Source organism: Micromonospora sp. NPDC049047, assembly GCF_040649135.1.
Classification (GTDB): Bacteria; Actinomycetota; Actinomycetes; order Mycobacteriales; family Micromonosporaceae; genus Micromonospora.
This window is the reverse complement of sequence record NZ_JBEZEY010000017.1, coordinates 82024-97999: the sequence shown is the minus strand read 5'-3', so window position 1 is coordinate 97999 and position 15976 is coordinate 82024. Positions and strand designations below refer to the sequence as shown.

Annotated in this window: 16 protein-coding genes; 9 read left to right on the top strand and 7 right to left on the bottom strand. The window is 69.7% G+C overall.

Translation table 11 applies throughout. The annotated features are described in order from the left end of the window. Positions 1-4 precede the first annotated feature (4 nt). The 5 genes from AB0B86_RS24195 (at position 5) to AB0B86_RS24175 (ending at position 4578) form a co-directional block, all read left to right on the top strand. Positions 5-934: a F0F1 ATP synthase subunit gamma gene (locus AB0B86_RS24195; protein WP_234588723.1), complete on the top strand. Its 930-nt coding sequence runs from the start codon at positions 5-7 to the stop codon at positions 932-934. After that, a complete protein-coding gene (atpD, locus tag AB0B86_RS24190; protein WP_357412307.1) occupies positions 934-2370 on the top strand; it encodes a F0F1 ATP synthase subunit beta in 1437 nt (478 codons plus the stop codon). The genes AB0B86_RS24195 and atpD overlap by 1 nt, the downstream gene beginning before the upstream one ends. A 224-nt stretch (positions 2371-2594) precedes the next feature. Continuing rightward, entirely contained in the window at positions 2595-3740 is a 1146-nt protein-coding gene (locus AB0B86_RS24185) for an LCP family protein (protein WP_357412339.1), read from the top strand. Positions 3741-3828: 88 nt separating this feature from the next. Beyond that, complete coding sequence (locus tag AB0B86_RS24180) at positions 3829-4110, top strand: F0F1 ATP synthase subunit epsilon (RefSeq protein WP_357412305.1); 282 nt, start codon at positions 3829-3831, stop codon at positions 4108-4110. Between the two features lie 12 nt (positions 4111-4122). Continuing rightward, a complete protein-coding gene (locus tag AB0B86_RS24175; protein ID WP_357412303.1) occupies positions 4123-4578 on the top strand; it encodes a DUF2550 domain-containing protein in 456 nt (151 codons plus the stop codon). Between the two features lie 687 nt (positions 4579-5265). Here AB0B86_RS24175 and AB0B86_RS24170 read toward each other — a convergent pair. Further along, complete coding sequence (locus AB0B86_RS24170; RefSeq protein WP_357412301.1) at positions 5266-5838, bottom strand: cob(I)yrinic acid a,c-diamide adenosyltransferase; 573 nt, start codon at positions 5836-5838, stop codon at positions 5266-5268. Here AB0B86_RS24170 and murA point away from each other — a divergent pair. Then, on the top strand, positions 5837-7279 hold the full coding sequence (murA, locus tag AB0B86_RS24165) for a UDP-N-acetylglucosamine 1-carboxyvinyltransferase (protein ID WP_357419858.1): 1443 nt from the start codon (positions 5837-5839) through the stop codon (positions 7277-7279). The two genes, AB0B86_RS24170 and murA, sit on opposite strands and share 2 nt — an antisense overlap. Positions 7280-7324: 45 nt before the next feature. On the opposite strand, the gene AB0B86_RS24160 is transcribed toward murA, so the two are convergent. Next, positions 7325-7873, bottom strand: coding sequence for an RNA polymerase sigma factor (locus tag AB0B86_RS24160; RefSeq protein ID WP_357419857.1), 549 nt, complete (start codon positions 7871-7873; stop codon positions 7325-7327). 44 nt (positions 7874-7917) lie between these two features. On the opposite strand from AB0B86_RS24160, the gene AB0B86_RS24155 reads away from it, so the two are divergent. Beyond that, the gene (locus AB0B86_RS24155; protein WP_357419856.1) at positions 7918-9351 is read left to right on the top strand and encodes a serine/threonine-protein kinase; all 1434 of its coding nucleotides are present in this window, start codon (positions 7918-7920) and stop codon (positions 9349-9351) included. Here the strand turns inward: AB0B86_RS24155 and AB0B86_RS24150 are convergent. Continuing rightward, positions 9342-9986, bottom strand: a complete 645-nt coding sequence (locus tag AB0B86_RS24150) for a hypothetical protein (RefSeq protein WP_357419855.1) — start codon at positions 9984-9986, stop codon at positions 9342-9344. The genes AB0B86_RS24155 and AB0B86_RS24150 overlap by 10 nt on opposite strands. A 208-nt stretch (positions 9987-10194) precedes the next feature. On the opposite strand from AB0B86_RS24150, the gene AB0B86_RS24145 reads away from it, so the two are divergent. Then, positions 10195-11043, top strand: coding sequence for a 3-hydroxyacyl-CoA dehydrogenase family protein (locus AB0B86_RS24145; protein WP_357412291.1), 849 nt, complete (start codon positions 10195-10197; stop codon positions 11041-11043). A 40-nt stretch (positions 11044-11083) separates the two neighbouring features. On the opposite strand, the gene AB0B86_RS24140 is transcribed toward AB0B86_RS24145, so the two are convergent. After that, positions 11084-11929, bottom strand: coding sequence for an ABC transporter permease (locus tag AB0B86_RS24140; RefSeq protein WP_357412289.1), 846 nt, complete (start codon positions 11927-11929; stop codon positions 11084-11086). Further along, positions 11926-12777 (bottom strand): ABC transporter ATP-binding protein, encoded by an 852-nt coding sequence (locus AB0B86_RS24135; RefSeq protein WP_357412287.1) that lies wholly within the window; start codon positions 12775-12777, stop codon positions 11926-11928. Before AB0B86_RS24135 ends, AB0B86_RS24140 begins: the two co-directional genes overlap by 4 nt. Before the next feature lie 151 nt (positions 12778-12928). On the opposite strand from AB0B86_RS24135, the gene AB0B86_RS24130 reads away from it, so the two are divergent. Beyond that, positions 12929-14938, top strand: coding sequence for a protein meaA (locus AB0B86_RS24130; protein WP_357419854.1), 2010 nt, complete (start codon positions 12929-12931; stop codon positions 14936-14938). 16 nt (positions 14939-14954) lie between these two features. Here AB0B86_RS24130 and AB0B86_RS24125 read toward each other — a convergent pair whose 3' ends face one another. Both AB0B86_RS24125 and AB0B86_RS24120 read right to left on the bottom strand, forming a co-directional pair. Further along, positions 14955-15251 carry a DUF1540 domain-containing protein gene (locus AB0B86_RS24125; protein WP_357412283.1) on the bottom strand — a complete coding sequence of 99 codons (297 nt, stop codon included), beginning with the start codon at positions 15249-15251 and terminating at the stop codon, positions 14955-14957. 87 nt (positions 15252-15338) lie between these two features. Next, positions 15339-15956, bottom strand: coding sequence for a DUF4126 domain-containing protein (locus AB0B86_RS24120; RefSeq protein ID WP_357419853.1), 618 nt, complete (start codon positions 15954-15956; stop codon positions 15339-15341). Between the last annotated feature and the right edge of the window lie 20 nt (positions 15957-15976).

Below are 15976 nucleotides of genomic sequence, written 5' to 3'. Positions count from 1 at the left end.
TCCGATGGCGGCCCAGGTACGCGTTCTTCGTCAACGGATCCGCTCGGCGAAGTCGATGAAGAAGATCACCAAGGCGATGGAGCTCGTGGCGACGAGCCGGATCGCCAAGGCCCAGGCCCGGGTGCAGGCGTCCCTGCCGTACGCCCAGGCCATCACCGGTGTGCTCACGGCGCTGGCGTCCAACGCGCGGATCGACCACCCGCTGCTCACCCCGCGTGAGCGGGTGCGGCGGGCGGGCGTCCTGCTGGTCACCAGCGACCGTGGCCTGGCCGGCGGCTACAGCTCCAACGCGATCAAGACGGCGGAGTCGCTCATCGCGCGGCTCCGGGCGGACGGCAAGGAGCCGGTGCTCTACGTCATCGGGCGTAAGGGCGTCGGGTTCTACCGGTTCCGCGACCGGCCGATCGAGGCGAACTGGACGGGGTTCAGCGAGCAGCCCTCGTTCGAGGACGCCCGCATGGTGGGTGAGACGCTGATCAAGGCGTTCACCGCAGGTGCGGACGACGTCGACGGCGGGGCCGGTGCGGACGGGGTGCTCGGCGTCGACGAGCTGCACATCGTCTACACCGAGTTCCACTCGCTGATGACGCAGACCCCGGTTGCCAAGATCCTCGGGCCGATGCAGGTCGAGGACCGGCCGCGCTCCGAGGGGCTGCTGCCGGCGTACGAGTTCGAGCCGGAGGCGGAGGCGCTGCTCGACGCGCTCCTGCCGAGGTACATCAACACGCGGATCTACGCGGCGTTGATCGAGTCGGCGGCGAGCGAGTCGGCGGCACGGCGGCGAGCGATGAAGAGCGCCACCGACAACGCCGAAGACATGATCGACAAGTACACGCGTGAGATGAACTCGGCACGCCAGGCCGGGATCACCCAGGAGATCAGCGAGATCGTCGGCGGCGCGAACGCGCTGGCCGCGTCGGGAAGTGAAGTGTGATGACTGCACCAGTAGAGACCAAGACGGCCACGGGTCGCGTGGTCCGGGTCATCGGCCCGGTCGTCGACGCCGAGTTCCCGCGCGACGCCATGCCGGCCCTTTTCAACGCGCTCAACGTCAACGTGAACCTGTCCGGCGGTGAGAAGACGCTGACCCTGGAGGTCGCCCAGCACCTGGGTGACAACCTGGTCCGCGCGATCTCGATGCAGCCGACGGACGGCCTGGTTCGCGGTGCTGAGGTGCGTGACCGCGGCGAGCCGATCACGGTGCCGGTGGGCGACGCGGTCAAGGGCAAGGTGTTCAACGCGATCGGCGAGGTGCTCAACCTCAAAGAGGGCGAGACGTTCGAGGCCGACGACCGGTGGGGCATCCACCGCAAGGCCCCGGCCTTCGCGGACCTGGAGCCGAAGACCGAGATGCTGGAGACCGGCATCAAGGTCATCGACCTGCTTGCCCCGTACGTCAAGGGCGGCAAGATCGGCCTGTTCGGCGGCGCGGGCGTGGGCAAGACGGTGCTCATCCAGGAGATGATCACCCGTGTTGCCCGCAACTTCGGTGGTACCTCGGTGTTCGCCGGCGTGGGTGAGCGCACCCGTGAGGGCAACGACCTCATCGCCGAGATGACCGAGTCCGGCGTCATCGACAAGACCGCGCTGGTCTACGGCCAGATGGACGAGCCGCCGGGCACCCGGCTGCGGGTGGCGCTCTCCGCGCTGACCATGGCGGAGTACTTCCGGGACGTGAAGAAGCAGGAGGTGCTGCTCTTCATCGACAACATCTTCCGCTTCACGCAGGCCGGTTCCGAGGTGTCCACCCTGCTCGGCCGCATGCCGAGCGCCGTGGGTTACCAGCCGACCCTGGCCGACGAGATGGGCGAGCTCCAGGAGCGGATCACCTCCGTCCGGGGCCAGGCCATCACCTCCATGCAGGCGATCTACGTGCCGGCGGACGACTACACCGACCCCGCCCCGGCCACCACGTTCGCCCACCTGGACGCGACCACCAACCTGGAGCGGTCGATCTCCGACAAGGGCATCTACCCGGCCGTGGACCCGCTGGCGTCCTCGTCCCGGATCCTCGCCCCGGAGTTCGTCGGTCCGGAGCACTTCCAGGTCGCCACCGAGGTTAAGCGGATCCTGCAGCGCTACAAGGACCTGCAGGACATCATCGCCATCCTCGGTATCGAGGAGCTCTCCGAGGAAGACAAGATCACCGTGGCCCGGGCCCGGCGGATCGAGCGCTTCCTGTCGCAGAACACCTACGCGGCGGAGCAGTTCACCGGCGTGCCGGGCTCGACGGTCCCGATCAAGGAGACCATCGAGGCGTTCCGGAAGATCAGCGAGGGTGAGTACGATCACTTCCCCGAGCAGGCGTTCTTCATGTGCGGCGGTCTCGAGGACCTGGAGAAGAAGGCTGAGGAGCTGATGAAGGGCTGAGAAGCCCCCATTCGCCCCGTACCAAAAAGACTGCCCCGGCAATGCCGGGGCAGTCTTTTGTTCACTTTCACGTCCTACCATCGTCGCGGTCCGTTACTCGGGGTCGTCCAGAGCGAAGAACCCGAGATACGTTCTATCCGCACGCTCACCCGAACGAGCGTTGATCTCTGCAACCTTTCGACGACGTGCGCCCGTCTTCCTCTCTGTGGGCGTAACGAACGGAGCTGCTCGTGGGTAAGGCCGGCAAGCGTGGCCGCAAGTCCTCCGTCTGGCGCGGCGTCCCGCGCTGGGCCAGGCTCTGCACGGTGTTCGGCACCGTGCTTGTCGTGCTCAGCGGCGCGGTGCTGGTCGGCACGGAGGCCCTGATGGCCCGCTACGAGGGTGCGGTCGGCAAGGCGGACCTCTTCGGTGACCAGGCGGCGGGCGCCCAGCCGAAGAAGAGCGACATCAAGGGTCCCCTCAACATCCTGCTCGTCGGCATCGACCCCCGTACGCCGACGGCCGCCCCGCTGGCCGACTCGATCATGGTGCTGCACGTGCCGGCGTCGATGGACCGGGCCTACCTCTTCTCCCTGCCGCGCGACCTCTACGTGCCGATCCCGCCGTTCAAGAAGGCGAACTTCCCGGGCGAGACCACGAAGATCAACGCAGCGATGTCGTACGGCAGCAAGGTGCCCGGGGCCAACCCCGACGCGGCGCGGGGCTTCGAGTTGCTCGCCACCACCGTGCAGAACGTGACGGGCATCAAGCGGTTCGACGCCGGTGCCATCATCAACTTCACCGGCTTCCAGAAGATCGTCGACGCGATGGGTGGCGTCGACATGTACATCGAGCGCGAGGTCAAGTCCGAGCACAAGCAGCCGGACGGCAAGCCGCGGCCGGGCAAGACGTACGGCGAGGGTTACGTCGGCCCGCAGGCGGTGTACAAGAAGGGCAACCAGCACCTCAGTGGGTGGCAGGCGCTCGACTACGTCCGGCAGCGCTACCCGAAGAACGGTGTGCCGGACTCCGACTACGGCCGGCAGCGCCACCAGCAGCAGTTCGTCAAGGCCATGGTCGGCCAGGCGTTCAGCGCCGACGTGGTGGCCAACCCGCTCAAGCTGGACAAGGTGCTCCGCGCCGCCGGCCAGTCGCTGATCTTCAACGGTCGGGGCAGCAGCGTCGTCGACTTCGGGCTCGCCCTCAAGGACATCCGCCCCAACACCATCCAGATGATCAAGCTCCAGGGTGGTGAGCTGAAAAACAGCCGGGGCGCCTACCTCGGTGAGCAGTTCCAACCGGACGTCCCGGACTTCTTCACCGCCCTGCACAACGAGCAGCTCGACCCCTTCCTGCTGGAGCATCCGAACTTCGTGAACAAGACCAAGTAGTCGTGGCGCGGGTTCGCCCACCCGCGTTGGGAGCCCGGGCGCGTCAGGCTAGACTTTCGGCAATCCGTAGCCGCAGCAAGGAGACAGCGTGGCAAAGCAGCTTCACGTCGAGCTCGTCGCCGTCGAGGAGAAGGTCTGGTCCGGTGACGCCGAGATGGTCGTCGCCCGGACGACCGAAGGCGAGCTGGGCGTTCTCCCGGGGCACGCCCCGCTGCTCGGCCAGCTCGCGGAGCCCGGTCAGGTCCGGATCAAGCTCGCCGGCGGTGAGCAGGTCTCCTACGAGGTGGCCGGCGGCTTCCTCTCGGTGAGCGCCGACGGCGTCACCGTGTTGGCCGAGAGCGCAACCCCGGTCTCCGCGCAGAGCCGCTGAGCCACACCGGGGATGGACATCGTCGAAGGAATCGGGATCGGCGTAGTCGTCATCCTCGGCGCGCTGCTCACCCTCTTCGTCCGGCGAGCCCTGGTCACCCGCAGCGGTGGCATCATCCGGCTCAGCGTCCGCGTCACCACCATGCTCGACGGCCGTGGCTGGTCGCCCGGCTTCGGCCGGTTCGCCGGTGACGAGCTGCGGTGGTACCGAATGTTCAGCTTCGCGATCCGACCCAAGCGGGTGCTCTCCCGCAAAGATCTGGCGGTCGAACGCCGCCGGCTGCCGGAGGGTCAGGAACGCCTCTCCATGCCGGCCGACTGGGTGATCCTCCGCTGTACCAGTCACCACGCACCGGTGGAGATCGCCATGGCGCGGTCTACCGTCACCGGTTTCCTCTCCTGGCTCGAGGCCGCCCCTCCGGGGGCGGTCTCGCCGCGTATGGCCTCCCAGGACTGGCCGGCTGCCTGAGCGTCGCCTCTGGCCGATCCCGGCGTCTGTGGTTGCGGCCGGGCTATCCGGGACCGCGACCACGAACAGCCGCACCCGCTCCCGGAAGCCCGGACCACGAACAGCCGCACCGCCGCCGGAAACCCGGACCACGAACAGCCGCACCCACAGCCGGAAGCCCGGACCCGCGACCACGAACAGCCGCGCCGCCGCCGGCAACCCCGGGTTTGCGCGGGCGGATGCGGCTGTCTTCGGTTGCGGTCCGGGTTTCCGGGGAGCCCACCCGGCTCCGGGCGGTCAAGCTTGATCCCTGCGCCGGGCGGGCTCCCCGGAAACCCGTCGGGGGCACTCTGTGTCACGTCGGCGCGGGGTTTCGTCACCTACCGTTGCTGGTGCGGCTGGGTCTAGCCGCTCCCGGCTCCCAGGCGGCCTTGATCGACACGGTTTTCATGATGTCGGGGTGTCCTGGCGACTTGATGCCGCGGTTTCAATGAACACGAGTGGATCATGCCCCAGCCGCGCCCGGCGTGCCGGGCCAGGGCTGACGCCCGGCTGGACCCAGCCGGCCAGGGCTGACGGGCCCAGCCGCCCAGGGCTGACGGGCCGGCGGTCGGCGTGCTGGTGGGCGAGCCGGCCGGCTGTCTTGGTTACGCGTGGCGGCGGCCAGAGTGGGAATTCAGACCTCGACGTGGTGCGGTGCACCGACGGTCAGCGCTTGCCGCCCGGCACCCATAGCACATCTCCTGCCGGATTTGCCGTTCTTGACAGGATAAAGAGCAGATCGGAGAGCCGGTTGAGATACTTTGCCGGGAGGGTGCTGGTCCGGTCCGGATCGTGGCTGACCAGCGCCCACGCCGCGCGTTCGGCTCGCCGGGCGGTGGTCCGTGCCACGTGGAGCAGCGCCGCGCCGGGGGTGCCGCCGGGGAGGATGAAGGAGTCGAGCTTGCTGAGGCGTGCGTTGTACTCGTCGCACCAACCTTCGAGGCGCTCGACGTACTCCTCGGTCACCCGCAGCGGCGGGTACTTCGGCTCCGGCTCGACCGGGGTGGACAGGTCGGCGCCGACGTCGAACAGATCGTTCTGCACCGACGCCAGCACGTCGCGAAGCTCCGCTTCGAGGTTTCCCAGTGCGAGTGCGACGCCGATCGCGGCGTTGCACTCGTCGACATCCGCGTACGCGGCGATCCGAGGATCGGTCTTCGGCACCTGCTCGTTGTTGCTCAGCCTGGTCATGCCGGCATCGCCGGCCTTGGTGTAGATGCGCGTGAGGTGGACGGCCATGACGCACAGCCTACGGATACCCGACCTGACGATCCCGGCGCCGCCGGAGAGCGCGACCGGTTGGCCGGTGGTGGTGGGCGCCGGCGACGCGGGCGACCCGGCGGTAAACGATGTCGACGTCATCCGGGTGCACGGCGACGCCCGGCTCACCGGCACCGTGCACGTGGTGGGGGCGAAGAACTCGGCGTTGAAGCTGATGGCCGCCGCGCTGCTCGCCCCGGGCCGCAGTGTGATCACGAACGTCCCACGGATCACCGACATCGCGATCATGGGCGAGGTGCTGCGCCGGCTGGGCTGCGACGTCCGGTTCGACGCGGATGACCCGGTCGACCCGATGGTGGCCCGGGGCGGGGTGGCCCGGTCCCGCTCGGTGACCATCGACGTACCGGAGCAACCGGGCGCGGAGGCCGACTACGACCTGGTCCGGCGGTTGCGCGCGTCGATCTGTGTGCTCGGCCCGCTGCTGGCCCGCCGGGGGTACGTGCGGGTGGCCCACCCCGGCGGCGACGCGATCGGCTCGCGTGGCCTGGACATGCACATCTCCGGGCTGACCCGGATGGGTGCGGAGATCTCCGGCGAGCACGGGTTCGTGATCGCCGAGGCCCCGCACGGGCTGCACGGCGCGGACATCGTGTTGGACTTCCCCAGCGTGGGCGCGACCGAGAACCTGGTGATGGCGGCGGTGCTGGCCCAGGGCGTCACGACGATCGACAATGCCGCTCGGGAGCCGGAGATCGTCGACATCTGCACGATGCTCAGCCAGATGGGCGCGCGGATCTCCGGTGCGGGCACCTCCACGTTGCGGATCACCGGGGTGCCCGGTCTGCACGCGGTGCGGCACGCCACGGTGGGGGACCGGATCGTCGCCGGCACCTGGGCGTTCGGGGCGGCGATGACCCGCGGCGACGTGACGGTGACCGGGCTGGACCCGGCGTACCTGGAGGTCGCGCTGGACAAGGTGGTGGCGGCCGGCGGCCTGGTCGAGACGCGCGGTGACGGCTTCCGGGTACGCATGGACGACCGGCCCCGCGCGGTGGACGTGGTGACCCTGCCGTATCCCGGCTTCGCCACCGACCTGCTGCCGATGGCGATCGGGCTGGCCGCGGTCAGTGACGGGGCCTCGCTGATCACCGAGAACATCTTCGACGGTCGGTTCATGTTCGCGAACGAGATGATGCGGCTCGGCGCGGACATCAAGACCGACGGGCACCACGCGGTGGTCCGCGGGCGGGACCGGCTCTCCGGCGCACCGGTGCAGGCGACCGACATCCGCGCCGGCGCTGGGCTGATCATCGCCGGGCTGTGCGCACAGGGGGTCACCGAGGTTTCCCACGTGCACCACGTCGACCGCGGTTACCCGGACTTCGTGGCCGATCTCCGCGCGCTCGGGGTGGCGGTCGAGCGGGGCACCACCCCGGAGGAACCGGCGCTGGAGATCTGAGACCCGCGGACCACGCGACCGGTGCCTGTCGCGGCGCTCGTGCTGTCAGGCGGCCCGCAGCGAGGCGCGTACGTGCCGTCGCGCGTCGTGGATGCGTGACTTCAGGGTGCCGACCGGAATGTCGAGATGGTCGGCGATCTCGTCGTAGGTCAACTGGCACAGGTCACGCATCACCAGTGGGGCGACCAGTTCGGGTCGGTGCGCCTCAAGCCGTTCCAGTGCGTCGAGCAGGTCGAGCCGGGAGCCCGCGATCACGCTCGTCGTGCGCGGGTCGGCGGCGTCGAGGGGCAGCACTCCCGTGGACTGCTCGTCGGCCCGGCGCTTGAGGCTCCGGTACGTCTGCCGGGCGCAGTTGGCCGTGACGACGTACAGCCAGGTGGAGAACTTCGAGCGTCCCGCGAAGCTGTCAATCTTGCGTGCGACCTGCAGCAGGGCGTCCTGGCACGCCTCCTCGGCGTCCTGCCGGCACGGGAGCAGGCGCAGGCACTGCCGCAGGACCTGCGGGCCGACCCTGATCAGCAGCGCGTCGAGAGCGGCGGCGTCGCCCGTGGCGGCACGGCCGGCAAGCTCCTCAATTTCAAGATCGTCTGACATGCTCCGGCCCCGTTCGTCCCCGTCCTGGGGGCCATAATACGGGCGTGTCAGTACCCGACAAGATCGGCCGATATCGCGTTCTGCGACGAATCGGTTCCGGAGCGTTCGCCACCGTGTGGCTCGGCGCGGACGACGCCCTGGACGCGTCGGTGGCGATCAAGGTGCTGGCCGACAACTGGTCGTACCACGCCGATCTGCGGGAGCGCTTCGAGCAGGAGGCGCGGATCATGCGGCGGACGGATTCCAGCCTGCTCGTGCGTGTTCTCGACGTCGGTGAGCTGCCCGACGGTCGGCCGTACCTGGTGATGCCGTACGCGGCCGGTGGCACCCTCGCGGATCGGCTGGTCTCGGGGCCGATGCCGGTACGGGAGGCCCTGCTCGTCGCGGCCGACATCGCCGGTGCCGTCACGGTGCTGCACGAGGCCGGTGTGCTGCACCGTGATCTCAAGCCGTCCAATGTGCTGTTTCAGCCGGGGGCGGATCGGGATCGGGTGCTCGTCGCCGACCTCGGCCTGGCCAAGGCGCTCGCGAACGCGTCAGGCTTCACCATCGCCGCCGGCACACCCGGCTACATGCCGCCGGAGCAGGCCACTCCTGGCGGCGGCCTGGACATCCGCGCCGACGTGTACGCGATCGGCGCGACCCTGTACCACATGCTGACCGGGAGCCCGCCCGAGCAGGTCAGCCGCGCGGGCCGGGGTGGGCGGTCGGTGCCCAGGCCGTCCCAGGTGCGACCCGGAGTGCCGTCCATGGTGGACGATCTGGTGCGACGCGCGCTGCATCACGATCCCCGGCAACGGTGGGCGTCCGCCGCGGTCCTGCTCGACGAGCTGCACCGGGTCATCGCGTCGATGGAACGACACAGGGGCCGTGGCCGTTTCGTGCGGTGGTCGGGAAGGGTTGTCGGGGTCGGGGTCGCACTGACCGCGGTGCTGGCGACGGCGGGCTCCAACGCCACACTGGCGACCCGGTCGGGTTGGGTACGCGTGTACGACGTCTCTGGTGCCCTGTCGGTCGCGGTGCCGTCGAGCTGGGCCGGCGAGGTGAAGGACGCCGGCTGGGATCCTTCGGTGCTGCGACTCCCCGCTGGCCAGGCGCCGGGTCTCGTGATCGCCCCGGACCTCGGCGCCTGGCCCGACCCGGCGAGCGACATACCCGGGGTGTTCGTCGGTGCGAGCAAGGCGTTGCTTGCCGGCGGCGCGGCACCCGCGCTGCCCAGCCACACCTCCTGCGTCAGGCAGCCCGACCGGACCCTGGACGTGGGTGGTAACCAGGCCCGGGTGCGGCGCTGGACCTCGTGCGGCGCCGCGGTCTCCTTCAGCGAGGTGGTGCTCGGCGTGCCGCAGCGCGGCTTCGGCGTCTACCTACAGATCAAGCAGGTAGGCGCCGCCGACCTGACCGACGAGATCCTGGCCGACCTGCGGTTGTCCAGCTCACTGGCGCCGCAGGCCGGCCGGGTCCGATCCGTCTATTCGTAGCAGTCCTGGTTCTTGAGCTGCAGGGCCAGCGCGGTGACCTTGCCGTTCCTCGTCGCGATGCGGTAGGAGGCCTTGTTGTTGCCGGGGGTCGTTGCGTAGCCCCGGGCGTTTGCCGCGTCCGCGTTCTCGGCGGGCCGGTACGCCGGGTAGATCCGGAGCATCTCGGCGCTTGACATGCCGATGCGCAGACCCTCGGGCGTCTTGATGCCGGACCACGCGCTGATGGCGGCGATTCCCAGGGTCGGCGAGAGGGTGACGGCTCCCTCTTCGAACGGGGCGGCGCGCAGGGTTGCCGTACCGCAGCGGCCCGTGGTGGCGAACGGGCGCAGCATTTCTGTCGCGGTGGCCTGCTGACGGGTCATTCCGAGCTTCAGCGAGCCGATGCCATCCGGGCCCAGGACGAGCGGAGCGCTGGTGGTGGCGCTGCTCGACGGCCGCACCGACGGCGTGGACGGCGTGGACGACGCGGACGGCGTGGGCGGCGTGGACGACGCGGGCGTCCCGGTGGTGGCCGCGCTGGTCGTGGGGTCTGGTGAGCCGGCCGGGGCGGCGTTGCCGTCCTGGTGCGCGGGTGTCGCACACCCGGCGACGAGGAGAAGGCAGGCGAGGGTTCCGGCAACGGACGTGGCACGCATCGTGAGCTCCTGGCTTGTTCCGCTTGGTGTTTGTTGTCGTAGGGTTCGATGCACCCGCGAGGGAGTTTGTTCGGAGAACGGAGTCGTGAATCCGTCACCGGTCGCCCTGGGGGGCGCCAGACATCCTTTCGTGCCGAGCACTTAGTCATCGTTCAGGTCTGCCGGCTAGGGTGCAGTGAGGCACTCAATCGCAGCGAGGGAGAAGTAGATGGCGGGTCGACTCGCGGTCGTCGGGGCGGGGTTGATGGGTTCCGGCATCGCCCAGGTGGCGGCGCAGGCGGGCTGGCAGGTGACGCTGCGCGACCTGGACGACGCGGCCACCAACCGGGGGATCGGCGGCATTCGGAAGTCACTTGAGAAGTTCGCCGAGAAGGGCAAGATCGAGGCGTCCGAGGTCGAGGCGACGCTGGCCCGGATCACCCCGACCACCGAGCTGGAGGCGGCGGCCGACGCGGACATCGTGGTCGAGGCGGTCTTCGAGCGGCTGGAGATCAAGCACGAGGTGTTCCGCGCCCTGGACAAGATCTGCAAGTCGGACGCGGTGCTCGCCACCAACACCTCGGCCATCCCGGTCACCCAGATCGCCGCGGTGACCGAGCGGCCCGAGGCGGTCGTCGGCACCCACTTCTTCTCCCCGGTGCCGATGATGCAGCTCTGCGAGCTGGTGCGCGGTTATTCGACAAGCGACGCGACGCTCGACACCGCGCGGGCGTTCGCCGAGGAGATCGGCAAGACGGTGGTGGTGGTCAACAGGGACATCGCCGGCTTCGTCACCACCCGGTTGATCTCTGTCCTGGTGATGGAGGCGGTCAAGCTCGTGGAGTCCGGCGTGGTGTCGGCCGAGGATCTGGACACCGCCTGCCGGCTGGGCTTCGGGCACGCGATGGGCCCGCTGGCCACCACCGACCTGACCGGCGTGGACGTGCTGCTGCACGCCTCGAAGAACATCTACACCGACACGGCCGACGAGAAGTTCTTTCCGCCGGAGCTGCTCCAGCGGATGGTCACCGCCGGCGACCTGGGCCGCAAGACCGGCAAGGGTTTCTACACGTACTGAGGGAGGTCGGCCGGGGCGGCATCCCGCCCCGGCCGGTCGGTCAGCCGTCGCGCCTGGTGGTCCAGCGGAACGTGGTCAGGCAGAGCACCAGACCGATCACGCACCACAGGGCCAGCACCAGCGCGACCCGGCCCAGCTCGAACGAGCCGCCCGGTTCCTGGGCGCCGAAGCTCTCCGGCAGGAAGACCGACCGCAGCCCCTGGCACATCCACTTGAGCGGGAACAGCGCCGCCACCTGCTGCATCCAGGTGGGCAGGTCGGTGAAGACGAAGAACACCCCGGAGATGAACTGGAGCACCAGGGCGACCGGGGTGACCACCGCCGAGCCGCTGCGGGCGGTGCGGGCCAGCGACGAGATGGCGATGCCGCACAGGGTGCACGCGGTCACGCCGAGCACGGCTACCCAGCCGAAGGTGAGCCACTTCCCGGCGGTGCCCGGCAGGTCGAGGTCGAACAACGCCACAGCGACGGCAAGCAGCAGCGCGGTCTCGGCGATGCCGATCCCCACCACCATGAGGACCTTGCCGGCGAACCACACCCACTTCGGCATCGGCGTGCCCTGGTAGCGCTTGAGCACCCCGCGGTCGCGCTCGATCGGGATCCAGACGCCCAGGTTCTGGAAGCTCACAGTCATCAGGCCGGTCGCGATCATGCCGGTGATGAAGTACTGCGTGTACTTGACCCCGCCACCGATCTCGCCGCTGAAGATCGACGCGAAGATCAGGATCATGATGATCGGGAAGCCCATTGTGAAGACCACAGACTCCCGGCTGCGCAGGAACTGGGTGATCTCCAGTCGGCCCTGGCGCAGGGCGAGCGCGCCAGCACGTGGTAGCCGGCCGCGGGTGATGGTGAGCGGTGTGGCCGGCTTCGTCGTGGTCGTCATCGCGCGTGTCCGATCATGGTGAGGTAAACGTCCTCCAGGGTCGGTCGGGTCACCGTGAGCCCGGGAACCTCGCCGCCATAACGCGCGGCCAGGTCGGCCACCAGGGCCGTCGGCGTCGCGGTTTGGGCAAGCTCCGGCGTCCCGTCCGGGGTACGCCAGGAGACCGTGGCAAGGGCCTCCTGCCGGTTGCCCAGCCGGTTCGGGGCGGCCACCTCGACCAGCCGGCCGCCGGCGATCACCCCGACCCGGTCGGCGAGCGCCTCCGCCTCGTCCAGATAGTGCGTGGTGAGCACGATCGTGGTGCCGGCCGCGGCGAGGTCGCGGATCAGCTCCCAGAACTCGCGGCGGGCCTCCGGGTCGAAGCCGGTGGTCGGCTCGTCGAGGAAGAGCAGCTCGGGGCGACCGATGATGCCCAGCGCCACGTCCAGGCGGCGCTTCTGACCGCCGGAGAGGGTGTGCGTACGCGCCTTCGCCTTGTCGGCCAGCCCGACCCGTTCGATCACCTTGCCCGGGTCGTCGGCGTCGGGATAGAAGCCGGAGAAGTGCCGGATCACCTCGGCCACTGTCAGCTCGTCGAACTCGCCGGTGCCCTGGAGCACGATGCCGACGCGGGAGCGCCAGTCGGTGTCCGGTTTCTCGGGGTCCGTGCCGAGCACCGAGACCTCACCGGCATCCCGGTGTCGGTAACCCTCCAGGATCTCCACGGTGGTGGTCTTCCCGGCGCCGTTCGGGCCGAGCAACGCGAACACCTCGCCCCGGCGTACGTCGAGGTCCACGCCCGCCACCGCGACGTTGTCGCCGTACGCCTTGCGCAGCCCACGGACGGAGATGGCCAGCTCGTCATCCATGCCGTCAAGTGTGCGTCCTGACCCGACCGGCGTCGTGTCCGGGGTGTAGCGGTGCGCACCACTGCGCGTACTTCGCACCCGGACATCCCCGACATGGACCTGTGTGGTTTTCCACAACCCGTTTTACTGAACGGTAACTTAAGCTCCAGGCATGGATGAGACGGCATCTGCGGGGCGGCTGCCCGAGCGGGACCGCCCGTGGGTGATGCGCACCTACGCCGGGCACTCGTCGGCCACCGCGTCCAACGCCCTCTTCCGGCGCAACCTGGCAAAGGGGCAGACCGGCCTCTCGGTCGCCTTCGACCTGCCCACCCAGACCGGGTACGACCCGGACCACGAGTTGGCCGCCGGTGAGGTCGGCCGGGTCGGCGTGCCGGTGGCCCACCTCGGCGACATGCGGGCGCTCTTCGACGGCATACCGCTCGCCGAGATGAACACCTCGATGACCATCAACGCCCCGGCGATGTGGCTGCTCTCCCTCTACGGCACCGTCGCCATGGAGCAGGGCTGGACCGCCGACATGCTCGCCGGGACCACCCAGAACGACATCATCAAGGAGTACCTGTCCCGGGGGACCTACATCTTTCCGCCGGCCGCGTCGCTGCGGCTCACCGCCGACGTCATCGCCCACACGGTGACGACGATGCCCCGGTGGAACCCGGTGAACATCTGCTCGTACCACCTCCAGGAGGCCGGTGCCACGCCGGTGCAGGAGGTGGGCTTCGCGCTGGCCACCGCGGTAGCCGTGCTCGACGCGGTCCGGGACTCCGGCCAGGTGCCGCCGGAGCGGATGGGTGACGTGGTGCAGCGGGTCTCGTTCTTCGTCAACGCAGGTGTGCGCTTCGTCGAGGAGATCGCCAAGATGCGCGCGTTCGGCGTGCTCTGGGACGAGATCACCCGGGACCGGTACGCGGTCACCGACGCCCGGCAACGACGGTTCCGCTACGGCGTGCAGGTCAACTCGCTCGGCCTCACCGAGGCGCAGCCGGAGAACAACATCCAGCGCATCGTGCTGGAGATGCTCGGGGTGACGATGTCCCGCGACGCGCGGGCCCGCGCCGTGCAGCTGCCCGCCTGGAACGAGGCGCTCGGCCTGCCCCGCCCCTGGGACCAGCAGTGGTCGCTGCGGATGCAGCAGGTCCTGGCGTACGAGTCGGATCTGCTCGAATACCCGGACCTGTTCGCCGGCTCGCACGTGATGACAGCGCTGGTGGACGAGATCGTCACCGGGGCCCGGGTCGAACTGGACAAGGTGCTGGAACTGGGCGGCGTGGTGGCGGCCGTGGAGACCGGCTACCTCAAGAGCGCGCTCGTCGCCTCGCTGGCCGAGCGCCGCCGCCGGATCGAGTCCGGTGCCGACGTGGTGGTCGGGGTCAACCGCTACCCCGAGACCGAGCCCTCGCCGCTCACCGCCGCCGGAGCGGACGCCGTCGAGCAGGTCGACCCCGCGGTCGAGGCCGCCGCTGTCGAGGGCGTACGCCGATGGCGTGCCGATCGGGACGGCGCGGCAGTGGACGCGGCACTCGACCGGCTCCGCGCGGACGCCGCGACCACCACCAACCTGATGCCGGCCACCCTGGCGTGCGTGCGGGCCGGGGTGACCACCGGCGAGTGGGCCGGCGCGCTGCGGCAGGTCTTCGGCGAGTACCGGGCACCCACCGGCCTGGCCGGTGCCACCGGCGGCGGTGGCGGGGGCCCGCGCCTCGCCGCCGTCCGCGAACGGGTCGTCGCCACCGCCCGGGAGTTGGGCAGCGGCCGGCTGCGGCTGCTGGTCGGCAAACCGGGACTGGACGGGCACTCCAACGGCGCGGAGCAGATCGCGGTACGCGCCCGCGACGCCGGTTTCGAGGTCGTCTACCAGGGCATCCGGCTGACCGCGGGACAGATCGTCGCCGCCGCGGTAGAGGAGGACGTCGACCTGGTCGGGCTGTCGGTGCTCTCCGGTTCGCATCTGGCCGCCGTGCCCGCGGTGCTCGACGGGCTGCGCGCCGCCGGGCGGGCGGACCTACCGGTGGTCGTGGGCGGCATCATCCCCGCCGGTGACGCGGACACGCTCCGGGCGGCCGGGGTGGCCCGGGTCTTCACCCCGAAGGACTTCGCCCTCACCGACATCATCGACGACCTGGTGACCGTCATCCGGAGGGCCAACGACCTGCCCTGATCCGGCCGTCGGCGGGTCAGCGGCTGGCGTACGTCATGCAGTCGGCCAGGTCGTTGTCCGGGCCGACCCGGATGGCCGACGCGTGGCACTCCAACTGCTCGTTGTGCCGGCAGTCGGCCCGCTGGCAGGCGCCGACCTGGGCGGTCAGGCCATCCACCCCGCCGCGTACCGGCGACTCGACGAAGGTGTGGCAGTGCGCGTGATCCATGCTGCCGATCGTGATCGCGAAGGCGTGGCAGTCACCCGCCTGGTTGTACGCGCACGCGGCGACGACACATTCCTGGACTCGGGGCATCTCCAACGCTGCGGTCATGCCAACCTCCTCTAGGTCTTTGCCCCGATCCTAGGCTTTTGTCGGCCCGGCCGACCCCGATATGCCAGGCCCGACCGGCACCTGCGCTCAGACCCGGAAGCCGGCGGCGCGGGCCGCCTCGCGTTCCCGGCGGCGTTCCGAGCGCCGTCGCAGGAACCAGTAGAAGAAGGCCACCAGGCCGAGCAGGAAAGCAAGCACCAGCACCGGCAGGACGATCGCCACCAGGGAGACCACAACGCTTGTGGCATCCTCGGCGGTGCTGGCCACCGGGGCGCCGAACCCGGCGGTGGTCGCGTTGATCACCGGCCGGGCGGCGGACTTGAGCAGGTGTACGCCCAACGCCAGCAGCACGCCGGTGGCGACCGGCACCCACTCGTGCGACGAGAAGAAACTCCCCGGGTCGCTGACCGTCACCGTCTCCGACGAGGATCCGGCACCGAAGGCCAGGCCACCGGCGGTGGGACGGACCACTGTCTGCACCACGTCGTTTATGTGGTCGACCACCGGCACCTTGTCCGCCACCGTCTCCACGGCGAGCAACACGGCCAGGATGACGATGACCCAGCCGTTGCCGAGCCAGGTCCAGCCGCTTGGCAGGTCGATCAGGTCGGTGTAGCGGCCGAGCAGGCCGAGGACAAGAAGGGGTATGTAGGCGTTCAGGCCCGCCGAGGCGGCGAGGCCGGTGCCGGTGAGGACTTCGAACACGGTCTCAGCATCGCATCGAC